Origin of the sequence: Streptomyces sp. NPDC047061, from assembly GCF_040643955.1 — a bacterium.
Classification (GTDB): Bacteria; Actinomycetota; Actinomycetes; order Streptomycetales; family Streptomycetaceae; genus Streptomyces.
In genome coordinates this window covers 44,297-70,628 of sequence record NZ_JBEYVI010000053.1, presented here as the reverse complement: position 1 = coordinate 70,628, position 26,332 = coordinate 44,297, and the positions used below count along the sequence as shown (strand labels likewise).

Genomic DNA, 26,332 nt, shown 5'->3' with positions numbered 1-26,332 from the left:
GGCATCGAGACCCCCAAGGGCCTGCACGAATACGACATCATCATCTGGGGCACCGGCTACGACTTCGGCACCGGCGCCCTCAACCGCCTCGGCGTCCGCGGCCGAGGCGGCCTGCCCCTGGAGGAATACTGGGCCGACGGCCCCCGCACCTACCTCGGCATCGCCACCACAGGCTTCCCCAACTTCTTCTTCCCCGGCGGCCCCCACGGCGCCCTCGGCAACAACCCCCGCTACGCCGGCGACCAAGCCGACTTCACCCACGACGCCATCCTCCACACACGCGAGTCCGGCCACGACGTGATCGAGCCCAAGGCATCCGCGGAGAAGGACTGGACCGACCTCATGAACAACAGCGACACCATGTCCATCTTCCAGAAAGCCAGCTACTTCTACGGCTCCAACATCCCCGGCAAAGCCGTCAGCCAACTCCTCAACCCCACCGGCCGCTGGAAACTCCAAGAACTCATCACAGAAGTCAAGAACAACGACTTCAACACCTTCGACCTCACCAAGACAGGCACCACAGCCAACGCCTGATCCTGGCACGGCGATGCCGGGCCGCCTCCCGTGGAGCCGGCCCGGCATCGGACCCGTCAGACCTGGTAAGTGGTGGCCCTGCGCAGGAAGAACCACTTCCCGTCGGCCTGCCTCAGCGTGTCGACGTACCGGCCGGTGATCTGCACCGCCCAGCCCGACTCACCGCGCTGGAAGAACACCACGTCACTCACCGCGGTCGCCTCGTCCTCGCCGGCCGGGGTCACGACCGTGTTGGTGACCATGTGGAGCTGGGGCAGCGTGGGCTCCCATCCCTTGAACGCCTGGCGGATCGCCTCGCGCCCCTCCAAGGAGTCCATGCCCGGCACCTCCAGAACGGCGTCGGACGTGTACAGGGCGACGATCTCGTCGGTGCGGCCGGCGTCCTGCGCCTGGGTGTGCGCGCCGATGGTGGCCCGCACACCGGCGGCGGTCGCGGCGTAAGAGGTTTCGCTCATGGATGGCTCCCAGTCCTGACAGTGACTTGCAGAGCATGGTGTACCTCATTTCGACCGCTCAGTCCATTCTCGCGGCAGAAAAACTGTTCCGAGCCACAAGAAAGTACCGACGGATTTCATTGACCGAGTGGTACAAACTCAATAACATGACCGCAACAGTCGACAGGGACGTCGACGGAGGAGGCGTTTATCGTGACGAAGCGTTGGAAGCAGCGGCCGCCGGGCTCGACCTGGGGCGACTGGGGTGACGACGACGAGCTGGGCCGGATCAACCTGCTCACCAAGGAGAAGGTCCTCCAGGGCGTGCGCGAGGTCGAGCACGGCCTCACCTTCAGCCTGAGCCTGCCGCTCGACTACCCCGGCGGCTCGGCCATGAACCAGCGACGCTACCCCCCGATCCTGCGCCCCACCGAGGACCTCGCCCACAAGCAGGACGTCTTCTACAACGTCGTCGCCCGCGAACAGATCGACCCCTCACTCATCGACGTCTGGTCCGACGACGTCGTCACCCTCTGGCTCCAGTACTCCACCCAGTGGGACGCCCTCGCCCACCAGGGCGCCGAATTCGACGCCGACGGCGACGGCATCCCCGAACCCCTCTACTACAACGGCTACCGCGCCCACACCGACATCACCGGACCCCAGGAAAACGTCAAGAACGACGGCAGCGGCAGCCTCAGCCACGCCCACCACCTCGGCATGGAACACATGGCCGAACACGGCGTCCAGGGCCGCGGCGTCCTCATCGACATCGCCCACCACCTCGGCACCGGCTACCAGCCCGTCAACTTCAAACAGCTCCAAGAAATCATGACCGCGGACAACGTCACCGTCGAACCCGGCGACATGCTCCTGCTCCACACCGGCTTCGCCACCCAGATCCTCGCCTGGGGCAAGAACCCCGACCCCGTCGCCATCCACCAGACCGCCGCCTACCTCGACGCCGACGACCCCGACCTCCTCGACTGGATCACCCAGTCCCAGATCTCCGCACTCATCTCCGACAACTACGCCGTCGAAGGCGTCGGCGTCACCCAGGCCCAGGGCCCCCACACCCTCCTGCCCATCCACCACCTCTGCCTCTTCAAACTCGGCGTCCCCCTCGGCGAACTCTGGTACCTCCACGACCTCGCCACCTGGCTCCGCCAGCACAACCGCACCCGCTTCCTCCTCACCGCACCACCCCTCAACCTCCCCGGCACACAAGGCAGCCCCCTCACCCCCATCGCCACCGTCTGACAACGGGCAGTCACACCCCCCGACGCCCACGTGATGCCCCAGAACCCCGGTTCTGGGGCATCGCTGCGCGTGGCCTCAGGCGGCCCGGCCGGCCTCGGAGAAGATGAAGGCCCCGAAGGCGCCGGCCAGGGCCGACCGGGAGTCCCGGGGCCGGCCGACGTCCAGGAGCGACGACACCAGGGTGCCGCGCACCAGATCCGTCCATTCCTCCTCGGCCGCCAGCCCCACCTCCACGACCTCACGTCCGCTGTCGCGGGCGTGCAGGAGCGCTCCGGTGACGAAGTCCACCTGGTCGCCCGGGTGCCGGGGGTCCTCGGGCACGCTGTGCGGTCCGCCGGGGAAGAAGAAGTTCGGGAAGCCCGCGGTCATCACGCCGAGGTAGGTGCGCGGGCCGTCCGCCCAGTAGCCGGAGAGCCGCAGTCCGTCCCGCCCGCGCACCCCGAGCCGTGTGAGCGCGCCGCCGAGTGCGCGCTCGCCGAGCGTGAGGATGCCGCCACCGCACACGCCGATGTCACTGAACACCCCTGATCCGGAGCCGTGCGCGCCGCCCGCACCACGGCCGCCGCCGGCGGTCTCCGACAGCGGCACGGGCAGGACTCCGGTGGCGGCCACCACATAGCGCGCCCGGTATTCGGTCCCGCCGCCGGTCCGTACCGTCCACGTCCCTGTCGGATCGTCGTACACCGCGGAGCGGACCCTGGCGCCCAACCGGATGTCACCGCGGAGTTCGTGGCGATCGACCAGGTGGTTGAGGTAGCGCTCGATCTCCGGCTGGCCGGCGTCTTCGGGCAGCCGCTCCCGCCCCGCTCCCAGCTCCGCCGAGAAGAGATGCCCGCGCATGCCGGCGTCCGTCTCGAAGTGGGCTTCGAAGGAGTCGTTCCAGTACCAGATGCCGCCGACGCCGAGGCCGGCCTCCAGCAGCACCGCGGAGAAGCCCTCGGCACGCGCACGGTAGAGCTGGTAGAGGCCCGTCGTTCCGGCCCCGATCACCAGCATGTCGACCTCGGCCGGCCGGCGCACCCCGTGCGCCTGCCGGCCCCTCGCGCGCAGAGCCTCTCCGCCGGGAACGTTCGTCAGTCCAGTCATGGATCCTCCACGTGCAGAGCAGTCGTCCACTGCTCAGCGGGGATTAGACCGATCGGTCGGCGATTTAAAACGCCGACACAGTACCCGGCCCTCGCGGCGCGAGGCAATGCTCGGAGCAGTGGCAATCAGCCGTTACGCGCCGGCCGACGGCGCGGCGACGGCGCCCGACCGGACCCCTTGGCCCGGGTGATCGGCTCGGGGGTGGCGGTCTCCCTCTTGGCGAGGAACTCACACATACGGTCTTCGAGGTCGTCGAAACCGTTGCCGGGGCTGGCGAAGCCCCGGAACAGGGTCGCGCAGTACTCGCGCGAGAGGTAGCCCGCATCCCACTCGCCGGAAGGGTTGATCCACTGGTAGGTGTGGTTGTGCATGTTGAGGAACTGCAGGGTGGCGAGCCGTGGATCGAGCTTCCGGAAGGACCCTTCCTCCATGGCGGCCTCCAGCAGGCGCTGGACGACGTCCTCGAACTCACGACGCTGGTCCAGCAGTCGCGCGCGGTTGGCCCCGCGCAGGTTCCGGTAGTCGTGCTCGTAGACCCAGACGTGGTCGAGCCGGGCCAGGATGTTCTCCAGAAGCGTCTGGGACAGCATCCGGAGCCGGAGCACCGGGTCCTCGTCCAGGGCGGCGATCCGATGCACGTTGGCGAGCATCGGGCGCATCACCCGGTCCTGGATCTCGACGAGGAGATGTTCCTTCGAGCCGATGTAGTAGTACAGCGCGCCTCTGGCCAGCCCCGCGACATCACCCACCTCCGCGATACCGGTCGCGGCGTAGCCCTTCTTGGCGAACAGTGCGGCCGCCTTGTCGATAATCTCCTGCCGCTTGATCTCGTATCCCGGTCCGTGCCCTGGTGGTCTTGCCATGACTCCGCAGTCTAGAGGCTTGGGTTCGATGATCGAAGTGCCGTTCCGGATCTTGGATTGCGGCGCGGGGAAACGACGCCGAGGCCGTCGCCGCACCACACCCGTCCGCAGGTCACGCAACAACTCTCCTTTGTTTTTAGACCTGGCGGTCTATTACTGATCCGCCACCCGGATTCCGATTCAGTGAATCATTGACCTCCCGTTTCCGCTTCACTACAATTCGATTAGTCCAACGGGGTGAGGTCATACCTCACCGCCGGTCCTACCGTGGGGTCCTGCCGATTCAACCGGACCGGGTTCGGACTTCAGTAACAAAGATGCCTCCGGGAGATTTCCCGGAGGCATCTTTGTCTTCAGACCGCGGCGATGCGGCGCAGTGTCTCGGCGATCGCGTCGCGCGAGGGCAGCCAGGCACGCTCCAGGGACGGCGCGTACGGAGCCGGCATCGCCGGCGGCGCCACGCGGGTGACGGGGGCGTCCAGGTGCCAGAACCCCTCGTCGACGGCGAGGGCGGACAGTTCGGCTCCGACGCCGAAGTCCCGTACCGCTTCGTGGGCGATGACGAGGCGGTTGGTCTTGGCCAGAGACGCGAGGACGGTCTCGCGGTCCAGCGGGGCGATGGTGCGCAGGTCGACGACCTCGACGCTGACGCCCTCGGCGGCCAGTTGCTCGGCGGCCGCGAGACAGTCCTGGACCATCCGGGACCAGGAGACCAGCGTGATGTCGGTGCCCTCGCGGACGACCTTGGCCTTGCCCAGCGGGATCAGGTGGTCGGCCGCGGGGCGCGGGCCCTTGAAGCCGTACTGGAGGCGGTTCTCGACGAACACGACCGGGTTCGGGTCCTGGATGGCGGCGCGGAGCAACCCGTAGGTGTCGGCGGGGGTGGAGGGCATGACCACGGTCAGACCCGGGATGTGCGCCAGGATGGCTTCGAGGCTCTGGGAGTGCTGACTGCCCGAGGAGCGGCCCGCGCCGAACTGGGTGCGTACGACGAGGGGCATCGAGGCGCGTCCGCCGGTCATGAAGCGGAGCTTGGCGGCCTGGTTGAGCAGCATGTCGAGACAGACGCCGATGAAGTCCATGTACATGATCTCGACGACCGGCTTCATGCCGGCCATGGCCGCTCCCACCGCCGTACCGAGGATGGCGCTCTCGCTGATCGGGGTGTCCCGGACCCGGCCGGGGAACGCCTGCGCCAGACCGCGGGTGAGCCCGAAGACGTTGCCGCCCGCGCCCACGTCGATACCGGCCACGAAGACCGAGGGATCCGCGGCGAGTTCGTGCTCCAGGGCGAGGCGTACGGCGTCCATCGAGCGGAAGATCTCGGCGTCGGCCGGGAGCGGGGCCGGTTCGGCGATCACGGCCCGCGGCGCCGAGACGAAGTCGTGGAGGGTCTCGGGGGCGGGCTCGGGCAGGCTCCGTGCCCACTCGACCGCCGCCGTGATCTCCTTGTCGATCTCGTCGTCCACCACGTCGACCTGGGCCTCGCTCACCCCGGCGGCCGCCAGGTGCCGGCGGGCCACGAGCAGCGGGTCGCGTTCCTTGGCCTCGGCGACCTCCTCGGCACTGCGGTAGCGCTGCGGGTCGCCCTCGTAGTGGCCGTGCCAGCGGTAGGTCTCGGCCTCCACCAGGACCGGACCGCCGCCCTGCCGGATCCGCTCCACCACGTCGGTCATCATCCCGGCCACGGCCAGTACGTCGTTGCCGTCGATCCGCGCGTATCCGATGCCGTAGCCGGCGGCCCGGGCGGAGAGCGGCGCGCGGTGCTGTTCGGAGGCCGGGGAGAACTCCGAGTAGTGGTTGTTCTCGCAGAGGAAGACGACGGGCAGATCCCATACGGCGGCCAGGTTGACGGCCTCGTGGAACATGCCCTGGGCGACCGCCCCGTCCCCGAAGAACGCCACCACGACATCGCCGGCGGCACGCAGTTTGGCCGCGGTGGCCGCGCCTGCGGCGATGGGCAGGCCCGCGCCGACTATGCCGTTGGCGCCGAAGATGCCCAGACCGGGGTCGGCGATGTGCATGGAGCCCCCGCGGCCATGGCAGGTGCCGGCGTCCTTGCCCATGAGCTCCGCCATCATCGGAGCCACATCCAGCCCCTTGGCCAGGACATGCCCGTGGCCGCGGTGGGTGGAGGTGATCCCGTCGCTGGCACGGAGCGGCCAGCAGGCGCCGACGGCGGAGGCCTCCTGGCCGATCGACAGGTGCAGGAAGCCGGGGATCTCGGTGGCCTTGTAGAGCTCCGAGGCCCGCTGCTCGAACCGGCGGATGCGGCTCATCCGCCGGTACATTTCCAGGAGTTCATTCGCATGCGTGGATTCCACGCCGGTGATCTGCGGTGCCACAGTCATGTGCGTCCTCGCTACACTCACGCAGGCGATGCGCCAACGGCGCCGCCTCGGCCATCATTTAATGTACTGGTCGGTCCAGCGAACCGGAGATCCCGTCGGAGCGCTGCCGCACGAGAAGGGGAGATGCGGATGCCGCGACCGCCAGGACACGGTCCCGACTTCGAGGTCAGACGTCAGGGGATCATCGACACGGCAGCCGAGCTGTTCGCCCGTCAGGGCTACGCCGCGACCTCCGTCAACGACCTGGGCCGGGCGGTCGGGCTCGCCAAGGGTGCGCTGTACTACTACATCGGCTCGAAGGAAAACCTGCTGATCGAGATCCAGTCGCGGGTGCTCGAGCCGCTGCTGAACCGCGCGCGACAGGTCGCCGGGCTCGACGAGTCCCCGCTGACGCGGCTGCGGCTGCTGTCCGAGTCGATGCTGACGATCATCTTCCATCGACTCGACCACATCTGGGTCTACGAGCACGACTACCGCAGCCTCGGCGGGGAGGAGCTGGACACCGTGTTGCGGCAGCGCTCGGAGTTCGAGCGGCTCGTCTCCGGGATGCTCGACGAGGCCGCCGAGCAGGACATGATCCGGGCGGTCCAGCCCCGGCTGGCGACCCTGCAATTCCTCAATCTGCACAATCACACCTACCAATGGGTGCGGACCGACGGCTCCTGGGATCCGCCCTTCCTCGCCCGCGAGTACTGCGCGACCCTGTTCCGGGGATTCGGGGCGGCCGACCATGTTCTGCAGGCCGCCGAGGAACGGGCCGAGGCGTTCAAGCGCGAGCGGCCCGGACTCCCGCTGGACCCGGAGACCGGCTGGACGCCGGTCCCGGTGGGAGGCTGATCCGGTCCGGCGGTGTGTGACATACCACCGCCGGAGGGAGCAGCCCCGGGACTCACCCCCGCCGGACCAGATCCCTGGCGATGACATTGCGCTGGATCTCGTTCGTGCCCTCGCCGATCTCCAGGATCTTCGCGTCGGCGTAGAAGCGTGAGATCTCCGACTCGCGCATGTACCCGTAGCCGCCGTGGATCTGTACCGCCTGGGAGGCCGCGCGGTTGGCGACCTCGGAGGCGTACAGCTTCGCCATCGCCGACTCCGTGGCGTGCGGGCGCCCCTGGTCGGCGAGCCAGGCGGCGCGGTAGACCATGCACCGGGCGGCCTCGAACTCCGTGCCGATGTCGGCGATCTTGTGGGCCACGGCCTGGAAGGCAGCGAGCGGGCGCCCGAACTGCTCGCGTTCCCTGGCGTGCTGGACCGCGAGCGCGAGCGCCGCCTTCGCCAGCGACATGCTGAGCGCGGCCACGCTGATCCGGCCCTTGTCCAGCACGGACAGGAACTGGCGCAGCCCCCCGCCCTCCTCGCCGATCAGGTGGTCGTCCGGCACGAAGCAGTCGGTGAAGACGAGTTCGCGGGTGTCCATCGCGTGCCAGCCGAGCTTCTTCAGCTTGCGGCCCACGGTGTATCCGGGCGTGTCCGTCGGCACGTAGAACGTCGCGAACTGCTTGCGGCCTTCGCCGTCGCGTCCGGTCACCGCCAGCAGGGTCACGCCCTGGCTGATGTCCGTACCGGCGTTGGTGATGAACATCTTGGTGCCGTTGATCACCCAGCCCCCGTCCGCCCGGCGGGCGGTGGTGGCGATGCCGGCCGCGTCGGAGCCGGCGCCGGGCTCGGTCAGGCCGAAGGCGCCGAGGGCCTCGCCCCGTGCCAACGGAGCCAGCCAGCGGTGCTTCTGCTCCTCGGTGCCGTAGGCGAGCAGCGGCAGGGTGGCGATCGTGGAGTGCGCGTTCCATGTCGAGGCGACGGACTGGTCGGCCGCGCCCAGTTCCTCCATCACCGCCACGTAGGACACCATGTCGGATCCGGCGCCGCCGTACTCCTCGGGCACGAGCATGCCCATCAACCCGAGTTCGCCGAGCTTGGTGAAGATGTGGGTGGGGAACTGTTCGTTCTCGGACCACTCGGCGGCGTGCGGCGTGATCTCGCGAGCGGCGAACTCGCAGACCATCTGCTGCAGCGCCTGCGTCTCTTCAGGCAGGTCGAAATCCATGTCACAGTCCCTTCGGAGTCAGCAGAACCTTGAGATGAGAGGCCCGGTCCCTGGCCAGGTCCGCGAAGACCTCCGCGCCCTCGTCCAGTGAACGTCGCCCGGTCAGCAGCGCCGAGGCGTCCAGGCGCCCGGTGCTCATCAGGTCGATGACCCGGGGGATGTCGAAGTTGTAGCCGAGGGTGCCGAGCACGGACCGTTCGTAGAAGACGAGTTGCCCCATGTCGATCTCGACGTTGCCGTGGCCGACGCCGGCGAGGACGACCCGGCCCCCGCGCCGGACGGTGGCGACCGCCTGGGAAGCGAGCGAGGCCACCCCGGTCGCGTCGATCACCACGTCCGGGCCGATGCGGCCGGTACGCAGGAACACCTCGCGCCGTACGTCCGTCTCCCGGGGGTCGAAGGCCTCGGTCACACCGAGGTCCAGGAGCTTCTCCCGGCGTTCCTTGAGCGGCTCGCTCACATAGAGGCCGGCCGCTCCGGCGAGCCGGGCGGCGAGCACGACGGCGAAGCCGATCGGCCCGCCGCCGACCACCAGGACGTTGTCACCGGGGCCGACGCCCGCCCGGGTGACCGCGTGCAGGCCGACCGCGAGCGGTTCCGCCAGCGCGGCCATCTCGTCGGTGACGTTGTCGGGCAGGCGGGTCAGCCCGGCCAGGGGCACGGTGACGCGGTCGGCGAACCCGCCCGGAGAGGCGAGTCCGACGGAGCCGCTCTTGGGGCAGATGTGGTACTCGCCGCGCACGCACCAGTAGCAGGTGCCGCAGCGCCAGACCGGGTCGGCGGTCACCCGGTCACCGACCTGGATTCCGGACACCTCGCTGCCCAGGGCGAGCACCGTTCCGCTGAACTCGTGTCCGAGGGCCAGCGGCGGCCGGGCCCCGGTCAGCGGATGCGGGCCGCTGCGGATCATGTGCGGGCCTTCGAGGAACTCGTGCAGGTCGGTGCCGCACACTCCGCACCAGGAGACCTCGACGACCGCCTCGTGCGGCTTCGGGGGCGGCGGATCGGACACCTCCTCAAGCCGCAGGTCTCCCGCACCGTGCCAGCGCAGTGCCTTCATGCCTCCCGCTCCTTCGTGTCGTCGTGGTCCGTGTCGCCACCGAACGTCGCCTTGCCCGGGCCGTGTTCGATGAAGGAACGGAGTCCGGTCGCCGCGTCCGCCGTGCCGAAGACGCCCGTGAACAGGGACCGCTCCAGCGCGAGACCGGTGGACACGGCGGCATCGGCGCCGTGGTCCACGGCTTCCTTGATCGCCTCCAGGGCCGCGGCCGGTCCCTCGGCCAGCGTCCGTGCGTAGGAGAGCGCGGCCGCGAGCACCTGGTCGCCCGGGACGACCTCGTCCACGAGCCCGATCCGCAGCGCCTCCTCCGACCGGACGCTGCGGCCGGTCATCAAAAGGTTCTTGCTCCGAGCGGGGCCGAGCAGCCGGGTGAGCCGCTGGGTGCCGCCCGAGCCGGGGATGATGCCGAGCAGCACCTCGGGCTGTCCGAGCACCGAGTCCTCGGCCGCCACCCGGTAATCGGCGCACAGTGCCAGCTCCAGGCCGCCGCCGAGCGCGTATCCGGTGATCCCCGCCACCACCGGCATCGGCAGCCGGGCGACCTCGTCGAAGGTCCGCTGCAGGGCTCGGTTCCAGCCGCGTACCTCCTGGGGTCCCATGGCGGCCAGGGCCTTGATGTCAGCACCGGCCGCGAACAGCCGTTCCCCGCCGTAGAGCACCACGGCCCGTACGTCGCCGGCGTCCGCCAGGTCACGCGCGGCGGCCGCGAGCTCCTGGCGCTGCACCGAGTCGAACGCGTTCAGCGGCGGGTTGGCCAGCCGAAGCACGACGACCGGCCCATGCGCCTCCAGACGGATACGTGACACGGAAAACCCCCTTCTCGGCGGAAACCGCCCCTCACGGCGGTTGTCGGTGGCAGCGGAGCGTCGTAAAGTGCGGCTACCAGTTTTATAGACCAATGGGTACACGAAAACTTTGCAGCGGGCAACCGACCGGTCGGGACAATGCCGGTCACCGAACAAGAGAGTCGCCGTGGACAATTTCGCGAGCATCCTCGACTACCACTCGGCACAGCGACCCGAGGCCGTGGCGGTCGTACAGGACGAACGACACCTGACGGTGCGCGAGCTACATCGAAGGGTCAACGAGCTGGCGGCCGGTCTGACCGCGCTCGGCGTGGGCCGAGGTGACATCGTCGGACTGCTGCTCTACAACCGGCCGGAGTTCCTGGAGCTGGTGTACGCCGTCAACCGGATCGGCGCGGTCTTCCTGCCGCTGAACTACCGGCTGTCGGAGGACGAATGGCAGTACATCCTGGACCACTCCCGGGCCAAGGTGATCGTGACGGAGCCGGAGTTCGTCCCGGCGGTGGACCGGATCGCCCCCGTGCTGACCGGACTGCACCACCGCATCCGGGTCGAGGACGGCTCCACCGGTCCCGGGTGGAGCAGTTACGAGGGGCTGCTTGCCCGGCACCGGGGCGCCTCGGTGGATCCCGTGGACGTGGAGCCGGGCGACCTGCAACGGCTGATGTACACCTCCGGCACCACCTCGCGGCCGAAGGGCGTGTGCATCACCTACGGGAACCTGCAGGCGAAGAACCTGGCGCACATCGTCCACTTCGGACTGACCGCCGCGGACACCACACTGGTGTGCGGCCCGCTGTACCACGTGGGCGGCCTGGACATGCCGGCGCTCGGTGTCCTGTACGCGGGTGGCAAGGTCGTCCTCCAGCGCAAGTTCGACGCACTGGGCGTCCTCAGGGCGATCGAGGAGCAGCGCGTCACCAACCTGTGGCTCGCCCCCGCCATGGTCAACTCCGTGCTGGAGGTGCCCGGCCGCGAGTCCTACGACACCACCTCGGTCCGCTTCGTGCTGGGAGGTGGCGAGAAGACCCCCGAACCCGTGCTCCGGCGCGTCATGACCGCCTTCCCCAACGCCTGGTTCGCGGACGCCTACGGGCTCACCGAGACGGTCTCCGGCGACACCTTTCTCGACCGCGAGCACTGCCTGTCGAAACTGGGCTCGGTCGGCCGTCCGGTCCCGCACACCCGGATCCGGATCGTCGACGACAACGGCCGGGAGGCGCCGGCCGGCGAGCTCGGCGAGATCGCGCTGCGGGGGCCGAAGGTCTTCGCGGGCTACTGGCGGGACGAGAAGGCGACGGCGGCGGCGCTGAGGGACGGCTGGTTCCACACGGGGGACATAGGTCACCTCGACGAGGACGGCTTCCTCTACATCGACGACCGCAAGAAGGACATGATCGTCTCCGGCGGCGAGAACATCGCCACACCCGAGGTGGAACGCGTCCTGTACGAGCATCCGGCCGTCCTGGAGGCCGCCGTGGTCGGCCTCGCCCACCCCCGATGGGGAGAGGTGCCGCGCGCCTTCGTGGTCTTCCGGCCCGGGACGAAAGCCGAGGCGGAGGAGCTCCGGGAGTTCTGCCAGGCGCGGCTGGCCAAGTTCAAGGTGCCCGCCCGTTTCGACGTCGTCGACGTACTCCCGCGCACCCCCTCGGGGAAGGTGCTCAAGCGCAACCTGCGCGACCTGCCGACGGAGGTCCAGGCATGACTGACGTGATGAACGATCTGCGGCTCGACGGCCGGACGGTCTGGGTGACCGGCGCCGGGAAGGGGCTCGGCAGGGCCATGGCCGTGGCCCTCTCGCAGGCCGGGGCGACCCTGGCCGTGACGGCCCGCACGGCCGACGACCTGGAGCGGCTGGCCGCCGAGCTGGCCGTCCACGGGGGCAAGGTCCTCGTACTGCCGGGCTCCGTGGCCGATTCGGACACAGTGCGGACCGCGGTGGGCCGGATCACCGAGTGGGCCGGCCGCCTCGACGCGGTGGTGAACTGCGCCGGTGTCAGCCCGCACTTCACCCGGAGCGAGAAGGTCACGGACGAGGCCTGGCAGCAGGTCCTCGACATCAACCTGGCGGGCACCTTCTACTGCTGCCGCGAGGCCGGCAAGGTCATGCTGGAGCAGGGGTCCGGCTCGATCATCAACGTCACGTCGGTGCACGCCGGCACCGGCTTCGAACGGATCGCCGCGTACGCCGCCAGCAAGGGCGGGGTCGAGGCCCTCACCAAGTCGCTCGCCGTCGAGTGGGCGGACCGCGGGGTGCGGGTCAACGCCCTCGCACCCGGCTATTTCCGCACCGACCTGAGCTCGGGCCTGCTGGACAGCCGCTGGGGCGAGCGCATCGTGGGCGGCACCCCGCTGGGCCGGGTCGGCGAGGCCCACGAGCTGGGCGGCGCCGTGGTGTTCCTCGCCTCGGACGCCTCCCGGTACGTCACCGGCACCACGGTCACCGTGGACGGCGGCTGGACGGCCTGGTAGCCCGACGCGAGGAGCCCGGAACACAACCGCATACGCATGGCTGAGGGACGGTCGGTGAACCGTCCCTCAGCCATGCGCCGAACGCGATCAAGGGGCCCGAGCGCTCCCAAGACCAAGAAGTCGCAGGTCACAGGGCTGAGTGGTGATCTCCGGCGAATGATTTCCGCCGGCTCGCACACTTTTTCTTGACCAACCGATTGATTGTACCGACCGTTGGGTCTACTTTACCGGCAGCCGCATCGCTGCTGCCAGGAGAGACCCGTATGTTCAACGAAGATCATGCGCTGATCGGGAGCACCGACTTCCCTTCCCGCACCCGGGCCACCCAACCGGAACACGCAGCACCGTCACGCCGAGCCACCCGCGCAACCGGGCCGGCCGGCACCTCTCGGACGTCCCACGGGCCGGTACACCGCGCAGCCGTTCCCGCGTCCCAGCGCTCCGACCACGTCCCACCCGGCCGACTCACCGGCTGAAGCGGGCCGTCGAAGCCCTCGCCGACCTGAGCCGCGGCTCGGCGTCGGCACACAACCGGCGGGACTCCGTGCAAGCCCGCCGGTCCGCCTCGACACACAGCACAAGGCCGTGCACCGGCCGCACCCTCCTCCGGGGTCGCGGCCACACGCAACGGCACGATCCCCCCGGGACCGATCCTGCGCCGGACGTCCGCCAAGGCCGCCTGGACCGGAGCCGCACCCCGAACCTCCGTTCACCCTCGGAAGGCCTTCCATGTCCCAGACACAGATCACGCCACCCCAGACCCCGGAGAGATCCCGCTCCGCCACGCGCAACGGGCTCATCGTCGCCGCGCTGCTGTGGTCGGTCCAGCTGGTGTCGCTCGTCGCCGCCCTCTCCGGCACCACCCAGGCCGCGATCGCGATCCACTTCCAGACCACCCAGATCGCCTGGTTCACCCTGATGACCCTGCTGACGGGCACGTTCTTCCTGCCCTTCGTGGTCAAGGGGGCGGCACTGTTCGGCAAGCGGCGCGCGCTGCTCGTCGCCACCGGCCTGGGCTTCGCCGGGGACCTGGTGGCCGCCATGGCCACCGACTACCGCACCCTGCTGATCGGGCGCGGCATCGCCGGCATCTACACCGCGGCCACCCCGCTCGGCTACGCCATCACGCGCGACATATTCCCGCGCCGGTGGGTCGGGCTCGCCAACGGCATCATGGCGGGCGGTGTGGGCCTGGTCGCCTTCGGCGGACCGTTCCTGTCCGGCTGGCTGCTCGACAACCACGGCTTCCGCGGCGTCCTGTGGTTCATGGCCGTCAGCACGGCCGTGAGCTTCGTCCTGGTGGCCCTTCTCGTCCCGGAGAGCCCGGTGCGCGAACGGGGCGGCCGGATGGACTGGGTCGGCGGCATCCTCCTCGGCGGCGGGGTGACCCTCATCATCTACGGCGTGGGCGAGGGCTCGGACTGGGGCTGGAGCAGCGGCAAGTTCATCGGCTACATGGTCGCCGCCGCGGCCGCGCTCGTCGTGTTCCTGCTCGTCGAACGCCGGGTCGCCGAGCCGCTGTTCCCGCTGACCATGGTGCGCCGCCGGCCGGTGTGGGCCGCCCTGCTGGCCACCGCGATCGCGGCCGGTGCGCTCAACGCGGTCGGCGTGGTGATCCAGCTGCTGATCCTGATGCCGAAGATCCCGCACGTCTCCGACGGACTGGGCTGGACCGGAGAGCACAACGCCATCGTCACGAGCCCGATCAGCGCCATGATCATCGTGGGCGCGATCGGTACCGGAGCCGTCGCCCGCCGCATGGACAGCCGGATCCTGCTGGCCCTGGGTGTCGCCCTGGCCGTCATCGGCTACGGCATCGGCACGCAGTACCACTCGACCGCCGCCCAGATCATCTCCTGGGGCGTGGTCGCGGGACTCGGTACCGGTGTGGTCGTCGCGGTGCTGCCCATCATGGTGATCGAGGTCGTCAGCCCCGAGGAGCAGGCGCTGGCCAACGGCGCCCAGAACCTGGCCCTGGGCGTGATGCAGATCATCGTCTCCCAGCTGGCCTACGTGGTGATGGCGCAGCACGGCATGGTCCTCAAGGGAACCCAGTTCTACCTCGACAAGGGCTTCACCAACGGGATGTGGCTGGTCATCGGGTGCTGCACGCTGGGCGGACTGCTGGTCACCCTGGTCCCGAAGGCCGAGCGCCTCGACGACGCCGAGGTCGGTCAGGCGGCCTGACCGCACGGGGCTCCCGCATACCGCCGCTCGCGGTGCGGGAGCCCCGTCGCGTCGGTCCCGTCCCGCTGAGTGGGCATCCGCCGCCCCCCTCGCCGCGGCGGCGATCACACTTCTTGCCGGTAGTTCTCGCCGGTGCGCGTCGAGCGCACCGGCGTCGGGATCAGGAAGCGGGGCAGCGATGACCGGATCACTCACCGACAGGGTCGCCTTCATCACCGGAGCCGCCCGTGGTCAGGGCCGGGCACACGCGGTGCGACTGGCACGCGAAGGTGCCGACGTCATCGGGATCGACATCTGCCACGACATCCCGACCATGGACTACCCGAACGCCTCCCCCGACGACCTCGCCGAGACCGTACGTCTGGTCGAGCGCGAGGGCCGCAGGATGATCGGGCTGTCCGCGGACGTACGCGACTACACGAGCCTGAAGTCGGCGTTCGACCAGGGCTACGCCGAGTTCGGGCGGCTGGACTTCATCCTCGCCAACGCGGGCATCGTGCGCTTCGCCGCCGAGGAGGGCGACGAGTTCGTGCGGATCTGGCAGGACATCATCGACACGAACCTGACCGGGGTCTTCCACACCGTCCGCGCCGCTCTGCCGGCCATGATCGACGGTGGTCGCGGCGGTTCGATCGTGATCACCAGTTCGAGCGCCGGCATCAAGGGCACCGGCTCCCCGAACGCGGGCGCCCAGGCCTACACCGCGGCCAAGCGAGGTCTCGTCGGCTACATGCAGACCCTCGCCAACGACCTGGCGCCGCACATGATCAGGGTGAACACCATCCATCCGACGGGCGTCGTCAGCGGCATGACCCAGAACGAGGCGCTGGCGAAGAAGGCCGCGCAGGCCGGCAGCGAGATCGCGCAGATGCAGAACGCCCTGCCCATCGAGATCCTGCAGCCCGAGGACATCGCCAACGCGGTCGCCTGGCTGCTGAGCGACCAGGCGTCGTACGTCACCGGAATCCAGCTCCCGCTCGACGCGGGGTTCTGCGTCCGTTAGGCGGCCGACCGACCGGCCCGGGGCACGGGTGCCGTCGCCGGCGTCAGGAGCGAGCGGGACCCACGGTACGCGACCGCCGGGGGCCGGGACGTTCTCACGGTCCGCGGCGGCATCCGCCGCGCCACGGACGGGGTCGCCGTCGACCGGCACCGCACACCGGACCCCGCCTCCCCCGAGCGCCCGGACGCCACCGGGTACCGGGAACGCGCACGCCGACGGCCTGGCTGCTTTCACGGCCTGGGCCACGGCCGGCCCTCCAGCCGCTCGATTCCGCTGTTGAAACGCCTGAGATAGCCGGCGAACGCCGCGACGTCCTCGTCCGGCCAGTTGTCCATGACACGTTCGAGCGCCGCGATCGTGGACTCGCGTTCCGCGTCGAGGAGTTGTCTGCCGGTCTCGGTGAGGCAGAACTTGCGGGCGATACCCCCGTCCGGGTCAGGGATGCGTTCCACGAGCCCGTCGCGCTGGGCCGCGGCCGTCTGGCGGTTGAGGGTCGAGGCATCGAGCCCGAAGGCCTCGCTGAGCTCCCCGATCGACATGGGGCCCTGGACGCGCAGACGGCTGAGAATGACGTAGGCGCTGTGCTCCATGTGCCCGCCCTTGCGTCGGCCGCCACGTCGGCGCAGGCCGTGACGGCTCAGCAGCATCTGTTCGTACTCGACTTCGTGCACAGGGTCATTCACCCGCCTGCCACCTCCGCTCTCCGGTCCGCTGGGGCACGCCTGCCGCCGGCCTTGATCTCCCTGTCATGTGTATCACGCACGGCCGATGCACCGTACACAACATATGCGTGATACACATCATGTGCACAATACATATTCCCAAACCGTAGGAGTCCTTGAATGGACACCCCCGAACCGGCCGGTCGTGCCGGCCGCGTGGTCGCCACCCTGGCATTCGCGGGCACGGTGGCAGCGATCATGCAGACGCTGGTCACCCCGCTGATCGCGGAGCTGCCGAGCATCCTTCACACCTCGTCCTCGAACGCCGCCTGGGTCATCACCGTGACCCTGCTGGTGTCCGCCGTGTGCGTACCGGTCACCGGCAGGCTCGGCGACATGATCGGGAAACGGCGGATGATCCTCGTATGCACCGTGCCCCTCATGGTCGGATCCGCGGTGTGCGCGCTCTCCTCGTCCGTCATACCCATGATCGTCGGACGTGGTCTCCAGGGAATGGGCATGGGCATGGTCCCGCTGGGCGTCGCGCTGCTGCGTGACGTGGTCCCGGCGGAGAAGCTCAGCTCCTCCATCGCGCTGGTCAGCGCTTCCATGGGCATCGGCGGCGGGCTGGGCCTGCCGATCTCGTCCGCCGTCGCCCAGTACGCCAGCTGGCGCGTCCTGTTCTGGGGCGCGGCGGCGCTGGCCGGCCTGATCGCCGTGCTGGTCTGGACTCTCGTCCCCGACGCGCCCGTCGTCGCCCGGCGCGAGCGCTTCGACACGGTGGGCGCGCTCGGCTTCGCCGCCGGACTGGTGTGCCTCCTGCTGGGCGTGTCGAAGGGCGCCGACTGGGGCTGGGCCTCCGGCACGGTCCTCGGGCTCTTCGTGGCCGCCGTGGTACTGCTGCTCGGCTGGGGCATCTGGGAGCTGCGCATCACCAGCCCGCTCGTGGACCTGCGGACCACGGCCCGGCCACGCGTCCTGGTGACCAACCTCGCCTCGGTGTTCGTCGGCTTCGGCATGTACGCGAGCCTGCTGATCCTGCCGCAGCTGCTGCAGTTCCCCAAGGCCACCGGTTACGGTCTCGGGCAGTCGATGCTCGCGGCCGGCCTGTGGATGGCGCCAGGCGGACTCATGATGATGTTCGTCTCTCCCCTGGGCGGCAAGCTCACCAACGCCCGCGGGCCGAAGTTCACGCTGGTCTCCGGCGTACTGGTCATCGCCCTCGGGTACGGTTTCTCGCTCGCCCTCATGGGCGAGGCATGGGGCTGCATGCTGGCCAGCATGGTGATCAACAGCGGGGTCGGCCTGGCGTACGGCGCGATGCCCGCCCTGATCATGGGTGCGGTGCCGCCGGCCGAGACCGGTGCCGCCAACGCGTTCAACACCCTCATGCGGTCCCTCGGCACCTCGGTCGGCTCGGCGGTCGTCGGCGTCGTCCTCGCCCAGATGACCTCCACCGTCCACGGTTACACCTTCACTTCCGAAAGCGGCTTCCGCACGGGTCTGCTCATCGGTTGCGGTGTCGCGCTGACCGCCGCGCTGATCGCCGCCTGCATTCCGGCGCTCCGCGGGGAGGCCGGCGGCCGGCGCACCGAGGAGAAGGCGGCGGAGCAGGTGGCGGCCTGATCCGGGCCACCGCGGCGGCAGACCTGGCAAGAGGACGGCGGTGACACCTCGCCCGAAGGCCGTACCCGTGCCGTCGAGCCCCGGAAAGGGGCCGACCGCACGGGTGCGCACGGCGGAGGGCGAGCCGTTCGGGAGGCCCGCTACGGCCCGACGCGGCCGCGGGCGCACGGCCCTCGGCACGACACCGCCGCCGTCTCAGCGCCGGACCCTGGCCATCAGACGACGGCTTCCCTCAAGGATCAGCCGGGCACGTTCCTCCGGAGAGACCCCGGCCCGTTCGAGCCGGCGCAGCGGAACCTCGGCGCTGACAGTCACGTCGTGCGGGATGAGCGACAGGATCTCGTCCAGGGGGAACTCGCCCTCCCCGGGAATCGTCCGGTCGTTGTTGGCCTCCTCCAAGTAGGCGGCGAGGCCCGTGGACTCCAGGGCGCCGTCGCTCAACTGGCAGTATCCGATCAGGCGCCGGTCGATCCCGCCCAGGTCGGCCGGTCCCTCTCCGGCTCGTACGAGATGGAGCGTGTCGATGAGGATCCTGAGGTTCGGCTGGCCGAGCTGCTCGACCAGTGCGACGGCCGCCGCCAGCGACGGCACATGCGAGAGCGGCGTGAACTCAAGCAGCACGTCGACCTGCGCGGTCCGGGCGATCCGGCAGAACTCCCCCAGCAGGTCGGCCATCGCCGCCGGATCGCGCGGGGCGTTCTCATCGGGCTCGTAGGCACAGACGTTGGCCAGGGGCGCGCGCATGTCCGCGAGGATGTCCAGCCCCTGTCTGAGGGGGTCCAGACCGGCACCTGGGCTGATGAGGAAGCCGTCCCCCATGGCGATCGGGATGCCGAGCGCGTCGAGCCGCGACACGGTCTCGCGCAGGACCTTCGGGTCGTGGGTGTCCGGGTGCCGGACACTCACGCAGACACTGTCGGCGCCGCCCGCGGCAGCGGCCGCCACGAACACGCGCAGCGGATCCTGGCGGACGGTCAGGTGCTCCAGGCCGACCTTCGGGCGACGCGGCTCGTGCTCGTCGGCGTTCATGATCACATCCCAAGTGAGGCAGCCGGGCAGTTGGTCCTTCGGGCGGCTCCGAAGAGTGCGCCGACGCGGGGGCGCCGTGTCCTCGTCGCCGTGGACGCGTCCCCGTGCACTCGTCCCTGCGGCTTCGCCGCCGTCGCCCGGTGTCAGGCGCCGAGCATCTGCAGGCCGCCGTTGACCGCGATCAGCTGACCGGTGATGAACCGGGCCCCGCTGCCGGCCAGGAACACCATCACGGGCCCGAGGTCCGCCTGCGGATCGCCGAGTTCGCCCCGGAGCGGCATGGCCGTCCGCAGGCTCTCCTTGAACGCCAGGGCGCGCTCCTCGCCCAGGTGTTCCCACAGGCGGTCGGCCCCCGCGGTCTGCACCGCCGGCGACAGGGCGTTCACCGTGATCCCGAACCTGCCCCACGCCGCGGCCACCGAGCGGGTCCACGCGTGAACGCCGGCCTTCGCCACCGCGTAGTGCGGCGCCAGCGGGTTCCCGCGCACGCCCTCTCCGGATCCGAGATTGATGATCTGCCCGCCGCCGTGCCGCATCAGCTCGAACGCGGCCTGGTTGGTGAGCACCGTGCTCCGGAGGTTGGCGTCGAGAATCAGGTCGAGTTCGTCGTCGGACAGCGACTCCGGCGTGGCCGGCCGCCAGGTCCCGGCAGCGTTCAGCAGTACGTCGAGACCGCCCAGCAGCGAGGCGGCCCGCTCGAAGGCCGCGCCGACCGCCGCACGGGAGCGCGCGTCACAGACCACCCAGTCACATCGCTCCTTGAGCTCGTCCGGCGGCGGCGTCGAGTGGAACAGGCCGACGACACGCGCTCCGGCGTCGAGGAACACGGACACCGCCGCGGCCCCGATTCCGCCGGCCGCTCCGGTCACCAGCACCCGGCGTCCGGCGAGCGGCCGCTCCGGCGGCGCCCCGTCCGGTGACACCTGATCGAGGGATTCGGTCACTTCGGTCACGCGCACTCCTTCGCAGTGGCGTCGTATGCGCGGCCCCCGGCATGGCGGACGGCCCCGCACCCCTGTGAACTCAGCACACTGTAACCGCGAATCAGTTAATTGAGTGCACTTAGTTCGCTGCCCGACAGCCGAGTACGGCTGGTCGCCCCGGCCGTCGGCCCCGGACACCGGTGGGCCCGCCCGCCCGCACGCTCCGGCAGATTCCGTTCCGCTGAGCGGAAACACCCGCAGGGGGTACCGCGTCGGCGATCACACTGCTTGTTCAGGGCGGCACCGAACCGCATCCGTACGGGGCCCGGGCGTCCGGCACACCCGGGAGCGGAAAACCTCATGGCCGCTTCGCCTGCCCGGCACGGTGTGCCGGCCGCGGGTCGATCACCTTCTAGGAGAGACCATGTCGAAGGATCTCGCGGGAAAGGTCGCCTTCATCACGGGAGTCGCCCGCGGCCAAGGCCAGGCGCACGCCGTACGGCTGGCGCGCGAGGGGTGCGACATCATCGGGGTGGACATCTGCGCGGACATTCCCACGATGACGTATCCGAACGCGTCCGAGGACGACCTCGCCGAAACCGTCCGCCTGGTCGAGCGGGAGAACCGCCGCATCGTCGCGCGCAAGTGCGACGTGCGTGACTACGAGGCCCTGCAGAAGGCGTTCGACGCGGGTTACGCGGAGTTCGGCCGGCTGGACATCGTCATCGCGAACGCCGGGATCATCCGGATCGGAGACGAGTCCGACGACGTCCTCGCGGACTGGAACGACGTGATCGACGTCAACCTCACCGGTGTCTTCCACACGGTCCGCGTCGCGCTCCCGGCCCTGCGAGCCGGCGGCCGCGGCGGCTCGATCGTGATCACCAGCTCGTCGGCAGGGCTGAAGGGCACCCCTTCACTGAACACCAGCGGCATGGCGTACACCGCCGCGAAGCGGGGACTGGTCGGCCTGATGCAGAACCTCGCCGGCGCCCTCGCGCCGGAGTGGATCCGGGTCAACACGATCCATCCCACCGGAGTGCTCAGCGGCATGACCCAGAACCCGGCCATGGAGAAGCTCATGGCAGAGGCCGCCGCCGGGGAGAACAACCTCGTCTCCGGCATGCAGAACGCCCTGCCCATCGAAGTCCTGCAACCGCAGGACGTGGCCGACGCGGTGGCCTACCTCGTCTCCGAGCAAGCACGTTTCATCACCGGCATCCAATGGCCGCTGGACGCCGGATTCAGCATCCGCTGACACGACCTACGAACTTGAGGATTCCCGCATGGAGACCCCCGCGTACTTCGACGGCTTCCCGGATTTCGCCTTCGACCGCACCGAGAGCGGTGTGCTGACCCTGCGGCTGCACAGCGGCGGTGAGCCGGCCGCTCTGAGCGTCTCGCTCCACCGCGACTTCCCCCGCGTCCTGAGGGAGATCGCCGACGACCGGGACAACCGGGTCCTGGTCCTCACGGGCACCGGCGACCGCTTCATGACCGACATGGACACCACGGTCGACCGCCAGGTGCACAAGCCGCTCAACTGGGACGACATCTACTGGGAGGGCCGCCAGGTGCTGCGCGCGCTGGTCGATCTCCCGATGCCGGTCGTCGCGGCGATCAACGGACCGGCCACGATCCATTCGGAGTGGGTCCTGCTCGGTGACATCACCATCGCCTCGGCCACCGCGTACTTCCAGGACTTCCCCCACCTCGCGGGCGAGGTCGTACCCGGCGACGGCGTCCACGTCGTCTGGGAGGAGATCCTCGGCATCAACCGGGCGCGTTACGCGGCCCTCACCCAGCAGGTGATCCAGGCCGACGAGGCGCTCCGGCTCGGCATGGTCAACGAGGTAGTCCCGCCCGCCGACGTACTCCCCCGCGCCCTGGCGCTGGCCGAACAGCTCGCGTCCAAGCCTCCGCTCCTGCTGCGCCTCACCCCTCTGGCCCTCCGCCAGCGACTCGCCCGGCGACTGGACGAGGGCACGACCCTGGGCCTGGCCCTGGAGGGCCTGACCTTGGCGGACAAGCCCTACCAGCCCTGAGCGCCCACTCCCGGGTCCGAGGCGGAGCAGGAACCGCACCGGCCGGGTTCTCCCGGGCGCGACGGTCCTCGCTCGGGCTCCGCGGCCCCGCCCGGCCGGGGCCGCGGAGCCGGTGCGAATCCCGACGGCGGTTCCGGAACGGCCGTCCGGGCAGTCCCGCGGCACGCGGACCGGACACCGCGAGTCCGGGGCGACGGCGGCCACCGGGCCCGCTCCCGACGGCCGCGGCGGGTCCCCGCCCCCGACCTTCCTGCCGCGCCCTGGTCCGGCCCACCCCGTGCGGGCGGTGGAGCTGGCTACACCCCTGGTCCGGGAGTGCGCGTCCTCGTTTCGGCGAGGCCGGCACGGGATCGTTGAGATCAGCCGATCACAGGGGTCGCAGTGCTTGTCCGGGAGGAAATCGCCATGACATCGACGCTCACGTCGGAGCCGGGGACGTCGAGTCGGAGCCCGCGGACGGAGGTCGCGTCGGCGGCGGACCCTTCTCCGGCCGCGCCCGGTCCGCTGGCCTCCTTCGTCCGGTTCGTGGTGTGCGGCGGAGGCGTCGGGCTCGCCTCCAGCCCGGCGGTGACCCTGCTCGCCATGTCGATGCCCTGGATCCTGGCGAACGCGCTGATAACGGTCGCCTCCACCGTCCTGTGCACGGAACTCCACGCGCGCTTCACCTTCGGGACCGGACGCCGGGCCGGCTGGCGCCGGCACTGGCAGTCCGCCGGGTCGGCCACCGCCGCGTACGCGGTGACCTCGGCGGCGGTGCTGGTACTCCACGTCGTCCAGCCGTCCGCCGGGACGACGTGGGAGCAGATCGTGTACCTCACCGCCTCCGCACTTGCCGGGATCGGGCGGTTTCTGGTGCTGCGCCTGTACGTCTTCGCCGGCCGCAAGCGCGCCGCCGCGCCGGTGCGGAAGCAGACCCGGCCCGTGCGGACCGGTAACCGGTTCCCCGCGCTCGCCCTCGTCCACCCCGCCGGTTCGGTCGAGCCCGCGGGTGCGCCGACGCTCAGTGCGGCCTGAACCCGACCTGATGCGGGCCGCCCGACGCACACGCCGGTGTGCGTCGGGCGGCCCGCATTCGTGCCGTACCGGGCGCCGGGATGACGGGCCGTCACTCGTCCCGGAGGGCGGCGCACAGGCCGCCGTCGACGACGATGTCGACACCGTTGACGAAGCTCGCCCCGTCCGACAGCAGGAACGCGGCGACCTCCGCGACCTCCTCGCACCGGCCGGTGCGACCCAGCGGCGTCTGCGCGATGAGCTCCCGTACCGATGCGTGCCGCGCCGCCTCCATCCGCGTCTCGGGCGTGTCGAGGGCACCGGGTGACAGGGAGCAGACGCGGGCGCCCACCGGCCCGAGCCGCACCGCCTCGGCACGGGCGAGACGGTGCACCCCGTAGGTCGCCCACGGGTACGCCCACGCGGGATCCTCGACGGCAGGGCCGATCACGTCCCGGATCCTGACGAGGAAGTCGCCCTCCAGCGGGGTGTCCAGAACGGCCGCGACCTGCGGATCGGGGTCGATGTGGGCGATCAGCGGGGACACCGAGGCGAGGTACACGAAGGCCGTTCCGGCGGTGGCCAGAGGGCGCATCACGTCGGCCAGCAGGGCACCGGAGACGTAGTCGGCGCCGAGGATCCGGCGCCAGTCGGCGTCCTCGGGCGGAACGTGGTCGGCGTGCGCGACGGCCCGGAGGGTGCCGAGCTCCCTGACGCGCTCGGCGAGCCGTACGAGATCGCCCCGGTCGGTGACGTCCACCGCGAGCGGCTCGACCACCGTATTCCCGTGGCTGCCTGACAGGTCCTTCGCCACCGCGGCCACGGCCGCCTCGCTGCGGTCGGTGAGCAGCAGCACGTCCACCATGTCCGCCAGGCGTTTCGCGCATGCCTCCCCCGTGCCGCGCCCTGCGCCGGTGGCGATCCCTACTGTGGTCATGCGTCACTCCTCACCAGAGACACTCGTCACAGGACGAGTGTCTCGCGAGTGACCGCGGCGCACCGACATCACGTCGTGCTCAGGTTCGTCACGACGTGCACACGTTCTTCAGCCCGTCGGCCGCGGCGTCGATCTCGCTGGAGTCCGGGTTGGTGTCGCCGTTCAGAATGGCGCGGTTGTAGTCCTTGATCGCCTTGTTGAGGCGGTCCACGGCCTTGTCGACCTTGCCGTCGTCCGTCTTGTCGTTGATCTTGTCGATGTTCTTCCGGATCGTGACGATGGATTCCTGGGTCTGTGCGGGGTCCTTGGCCGCGTCCGCGCCGGCCTTGTTGATGGCCGTGATGCTGTCGGCGATCGTGTCGGCGTTGGAGAGGCAGTCCAGTGAGTCGGTGGGGTCGCAGCCGGTGGCGAGCCCGGCGGTCAGTGCGACAGCGCCCACCGCGGTGGCGAAGGCGGTACGGCGGCGACGGCTGTTGACGGCCATGGGAAGGCCCCTTCCTGATGTCGGCTCAGCTCGGCGATGTCAGCGATCTCTCTGACGCCGGCGACGGAGCCGTGGAGTCTGGTCTCTGCCGACAACGATCCCGTCGCGCCCCCTTCCGCCACGATGGAGCGGGCTCCCCGAGCCGGGGTGTAGGCCGCTACACCCCGTCGGTCGCCCCTCCGCCGGGCCGTCACGCGGCCACGCTCAGAACGCAGAGAACCGCCGGTCCCGTCCCAGTGGACGGAACCGGCGGTCTGTGCGCGGTCCGAGGCCGGTGCCCCGGTTACCAGGTGACCGGCAGCGCCTTGACGCCGAAGGCGAGCGCGTCGGCCGGGCGGAAGGCGAGTCCGTCGCGGTCGACCGCGAGGCGCAGCGTGGGGACACGGCGGTAGAGGGTGCCGTACACGACCTGGAGTTCGATACGGGCGAGTTGCTGGCCGAGGCACTGGTGGATACCCCAGCCGAAGGCGTGGTGGTGACGGGAGTCCCGGGTGAGGTCGAGCTTCTCCGGGTCGGGGAACGCCTCCGGGTCCCAGTTGCCCGCCGGCAGCGGTACGACGATGCCGTCGCCGTCCTTGATCTGCACGCCCTCGAACTCGAAGTCCTCGGCGGCGATGCGCCGTTGCCCGAACATCGCGATGGAGAGGTAGCGCAGGATCTCCTCGACCGCGGGCGCCGCGTCCTTGGTGTCCCCGATCTCGCGCATGCGCGCCAGTTGATCCGGGTTGTCCAGCAGCAGGGCGGTGCCCAGCGTGATCATGCTGGCGCTGGTCTCGTGACCGGCGATGAGCAGGATCATGCACAGCAGGGTGGCTTCGGGGAGGGTGATGTCACCGTCCTTGATGCGCGCGGCGAAGTCGGAGAGGACGTCTTCGGCGGGGTCTTCCATCTTCTCCTGGAGCAGCCGGGCGAGGTAGCCGCCGAGCGCCTCGTTCGCCCGCCGGTCGTCCTCCGCGGTCTTGTCACTCCGGGTGGCCACGGAGGCGTGCTCCTGGAAGAACTCGTGGTCCTCGTAGGGCACTCCGAGCAGCGCGCAGATCATCAGCGAGGGCAGCGGCAGCGACAGGGCGGTCACCAGGTCGGCCGGCTTGGGACCGGCGAGCATCTTGTCGATGAGGTCGTCGGTGAACTTCTGGATCTCCGGCCGCAGCGCCTCCATCCGGGGCCGGGTGAAGGGGCGCGTCATCATGCGGCGGATCCGGGTGTGGTCGGCGCCGTCGGCGTTGAAGATGGTCAGCGGGTGGTGGTGGGCGTTCTCGGACATGGCCCGGTTGGGGTACGGGAACCCCGGCCGCTTGTCGTCCGAACTCACCCGCGGGTCGGACAGGATGGCGCGCTGCGCGGCATGACCGGTGACGAGCCAGGGGGTACTGCCGTCCCAGATCCGGCCCCGTGAGACGGGCGCCGTCTCGTTCAGGGCCCGCAGGCCGGGCGGCGGGGCGAAGGGGCACTTGGCGTCACGGTCGTCCTGGTAGAAGTAGATCTGCTCGTCGGGGGCGAGCGAGGCCTCTGCCTCGGCCATGGGTTCTC

General features: G+C 70.0%; 23 protein-coding genes and 1 pseudogene. 11 read left to right on the top strand and 13 right to left on the bottom strand.

What is annotated here, in order from left to right:
* Positions 1-537 (top strand): annotated as a pseudogene (locus ABZ887_RS45010) (NAD(P)/FAD-dependent oxidoreductase); the annotation flags it as partial.
* A gap of 56 nt (positions 538-593) precedes the next feature.
* Here ABZ887_RS45010 and ABZ887_RS45005 read toward each other — a convergent pair.
* Positions 594-992, bottom strand: coding sequence for a nuclear transport factor 2 family protein (locus ABZ887_RS45005; RefSeq protein WP_361304201.1), 399 nt, complete (start codon positions 990-992; stop codon positions 594-596).
* 192 nt (positions 993-1,184) lie between these two features.
* On the opposite strand from ABZ887_RS45005, the gene ABZ887_RS45000 reads away from it, so the two are divergent.
* Positions 1,185-2,231 (top strand): cyclase family protein, encoded by a 1,047-nt coding sequence (locus ABZ887_RS45000; protein WP_361304198.1) that lies wholly within the window; start codon positions 1,185-1,187, stop codon positions 2,229-2,231.
* Between the two features lie 75 nt (positions 2,232-2,306).
* On the opposite strand, the gene ABZ887_RS44995 is transcribed toward ABZ887_RS45000, so the two are convergent.
* The 3 genes from ABZ887_RS44995 to ABZ887_RS44985 all read right to left on the bottom strand — a co-directional run bounded on the left by ABZ887_RS44995 (position 2,307) and on the right by ABZ887_RS44985 (position 6,531).
* Positions 2,307-3,317, bottom strand: coding sequence for a hypothetical protein (locus tag ABZ887_RS44995; RefSeq protein WP_361304195.1), 1,011 nt, complete (start codon positions 3,315-3,317; stop codon positions 2,307-2,309).
* 125 nt (positions 3,318-3,442) lie between these two features.
* Positions 3,443-4,180 carry a TetR/AcrR family transcriptional regulator gene (locus ABZ887_RS44990; RefSeq protein ID WP_361304192.1) on the bottom strand — a complete coding sequence of 246 codons (738 nt, stop codon included), beginning with the start codon at positions 4,178-4,180 and terminating at the stop codon, positions 3,443-3,445.
* 353 nt (positions 4,181-4,533) lie between these two features.
* Positions 4,534-6,531 (bottom strand): dehydrogenase E1 component subunit alpha/beta, encoded by a 1,998-nt coding sequence (locus ABZ887_RS44985; RefSeq protein ID WP_361304189.1) that lies wholly within the window; start codon positions 6,529-6,531, stop codon positions 4,534-4,536.
* 129 nt (positions 6,532-6,660) lie between these two features.
* Between ABZ887_RS44985 and ABZ887_RS44980 the strand changes: the two genes are divergently transcribed.
* Positions 6,661-7,368, top strand: a complete 708-nt coding sequence (locus ABZ887_RS44980) for a TetR/AcrR family transcriptional regulator (RefSeq protein WP_361304186.1) — start codon at positions 6,661-6,663, stop codon at positions 7,366-7,368.
* A gap of 52 nt (positions 7,369-7,420) precedes the next feature.
* Here the strand turns inward: ABZ887_RS44980 and ABZ887_RS44975 are convergent, their stop codons facing one another.
* The 3 genes from ABZ887_RS44975 to ABZ887_RS44965 are packed head-to-tail and all read right to left on the bottom strand — an operon-like array spanning position 7,421 to position 10,441.
* Entirely contained in the window at positions 7,421-8,575 is a 1,155-nt protein-coding gene (locus ABZ887_RS44975) for an acyl-CoA dehydrogenase family protein (RefSeq protein WP_361304183.1), read from the bottom strand.
* 1 nt (position 8,576) lies between these two features.
* Positions 8,577-9,635 carry a 2,3-butanediol dehydrogenase gene (locus tag ABZ887_RS44970; protein WP_361304180.1) on the bottom strand — a complete coding sequence of 353 codons (1,059 nt, stop codon included), beginning with the start codon at positions 9,633-9,635 and terminating at the stop codon, positions 8,577-8,579.
* On the bottom strand, positions 9,632-10,441 hold the full coding sequence (locus ABZ887_RS44965; RefSeq protein ID WP_361304177.1) for an enoyl-CoA hydratase-related protein: 810 nt from the start codon (positions 10,439-10,441) through the stop codon (positions 9,632-9,634). Before ABZ887_RS44965 ends, ABZ887_RS44970 begins: the two co-directional genes overlap by 4 nt.
* A 166-nt stretch (positions 10,442-10,607) precedes the next feature.
* Here ABZ887_RS44965 and ABZ887_RS44960 point away from each other — a divergent pair, with 166 nt between their 5' ends.
* The 4 genes from ABZ887_RS44960 (at position 10,608) to ABZ887_RS44945 (ending at position 16,103) form a co-directional block, all read left to right on the top strand.
* The gene (locus ABZ887_RS44960; RefSeq protein ID WP_361304174.1) at positions 10,608-12,146 is read left to right on the top strand and encodes a long-chain fatty acid--CoA ligase; all 1,539 of its coding nucleotides are present in this window, start codon (positions 10,608-10,610) and stop codon (positions 12,144-12,146) included.
* Positions 12,143-12,913 carry an SDR family oxidoreductase gene (locus ABZ887_RS44955; protein WP_361304171.1) on the top strand — a complete coding sequence of 257 codons (771 nt, stop codon included), beginning with the start codon at positions 12,143-12,145 and terminating at the stop codon, positions 12,911-12,913. Before ABZ887_RS44960 ends, ABZ887_RS44955 begins: the two co-directional genes overlap by 4 nt.
* 729 nt (positions 12,914-13,642) lie before the next feature.
* Complete coding sequence (locus tag ABZ887_RS44950) at positions 13,643-15,100, top strand: MFS transporter (protein WP_361304168.1); 1,458 nt, start codon at positions 13,643-13,645, stop codon at positions 15,098-15,100.
* Between the two features lie 178 nt (positions 15,101-15,278).
* Positions 15,279-16,103, top strand: coding sequence for a mycofactocin-coupled SDR family oxidoreductase (locus ABZ887_RS44945; RefSeq protein ID WP_361304165.1), 825 nt, complete (start codon positions 15,279-15,281; stop codon positions 16,101-16,103).
* Positions 16,104-16,333: 230 nt separating this feature from the next.
* Here ABZ887_RS44945 and ABZ887_RS44940 read toward each other — a convergent pair whose 3' ends face one another.
* A complete protein-coding gene (locus tag ABZ887_RS44940) occupies positions 16,334-16,750 on the bottom strand; it encodes a MarR family transcriptional regulator (protein WP_361304210.1) in 417 nt (138 codons plus the stop codon).
* 195 nt (positions 16,751-16,945) lie between these two features.
* Between ABZ887_RS44940 and ABZ887_RS44935 the strand changes: the two genes are divergently transcribed.
* The gene (locus tag ABZ887_RS44935) at positions 16,946-18,391 is read left to right on the top strand and encodes an MFS transporter (protein ID WP_361304162.1); all 1,446 of its coding nucleotides are present in this window, start codon (positions 16,946-16,948) and stop codon (positions 18,389-18,391) included.
* 195 nt (positions 18,392-18,586) lie between these two features.
* Here the strand turns inward: ABZ887_RS44935 and ABZ887_RS44930 are convergent, their stop codons facing one another.
* Both ABZ887_RS44930 and ABZ887_RS44925 read right to left on the bottom strand, forming a co-directional pair.
* Positions 18,587-19,420 (bottom strand): TIM barrel protein, encoded by an 834-nt coding sequence (locus tag ABZ887_RS44930; RefSeq protein ID WP_361304159.1) that lies wholly within the window; start codon positions 19,418-19,420, stop codon positions 18,587-18,589.
* Between the two features lie 143 nt (positions 19,421-19,563).
* On the bottom strand, positions 19,564-20,373 hold the full coding sequence (locus tag ABZ887_RS44925; protein WP_361304157.1) for an SDR family oxidoreductase: 810 nt from the start codon (positions 20,371-20,373) through the stop codon (positions 19,564-19,566).
* A 394-nt stretch (positions 20,374-20,767) separates the two neighbouring features.
* On the opposite strand from ABZ887_RS44925, the gene ABZ887_RS44920 reads away from it, so the two are divergent.
* The 3 genes from ABZ887_RS44920 to ABZ887_RS44910 all read left to right on the top strand — a co-directional run bounded on the left by ABZ887_RS44920 (position 20,768) and on the right by ABZ887_RS44910 (position 23,402).
* Positions 20,768-21,601, top strand: coding sequence for a mycofactocin-coupled SDR family oxidoreductase (locus tag ABZ887_RS44920; RefSeq protein ID WP_361304154.1), 834 nt, complete (start codon positions 20,768-20,770; stop codon positions 21,599-21,601).
* Positions 21,602-21,629: 28 nt separating this feature from the next.
* A complete protein-coding gene (locus tag ABZ887_RS44915; RefSeq protein ID WP_361304151.1) occupies positions 21,630-22,388 on the top strand; it encodes an enoyl-CoA hydratase/isomerase family protein in 759 nt (252 codons plus the stop codon).
* Positions 22,389-22,793: 405 nt separating this feature from the next.
* Positions 22,794-23,402 (top strand): hypothetical protein, encoded by a 609-nt coding sequence (locus ABZ887_RS44910; RefSeq protein ID WP_361304148.1) that lies wholly within the window; start codon positions 22,794-22,796, stop codon positions 23,400-23,402.
* A gap of 91 nt (positions 23,403-23,493) precedes the next feature.
* Here the strand turns inward: ABZ887_RS44910 and ABZ887_RS44905 are convergent, their stop codons facing one another.
* The 3 genes from ABZ887_RS44905 to ABZ887_RS44895 form a co-directional block, all read right to left on the bottom strand.
* A complete protein-coding gene (locus tag ABZ887_RS44905) occupies positions 23,494-24,318 on the bottom strand; it encodes an SDR family oxidoreductase (RefSeq protein ID WP_361304145.1) in 825 nt (274 codons plus the stop codon).
* An 88-nt stretch (positions 24,319-24,406) separates the two neighbouring features.
* Positions 24,407-24,802, bottom strand: a complete 396-nt coding sequence (locus tag ABZ887_RS44900; protein WP_361304142.1) for a hypothetical protein — start codon at positions 24,800-24,802, stop codon at positions 24,407-24,409.
* Positions 24,803-25,085: 283 nt separating this feature from the next.
* The gene (locus ABZ887_RS44895) at positions 25,086-26,324 is read right to left on the bottom strand and encodes a cytochrome P450 (RefSeq protein ID WP_361304139.1); all 1,239 of its coding nucleotides are present in this window, start codon (positions 26,322-26,324) and stop codon (positions 25,086-25,088) included.
* Positions 26,325-26,332 lie beyond the last annotated feature (8 nt).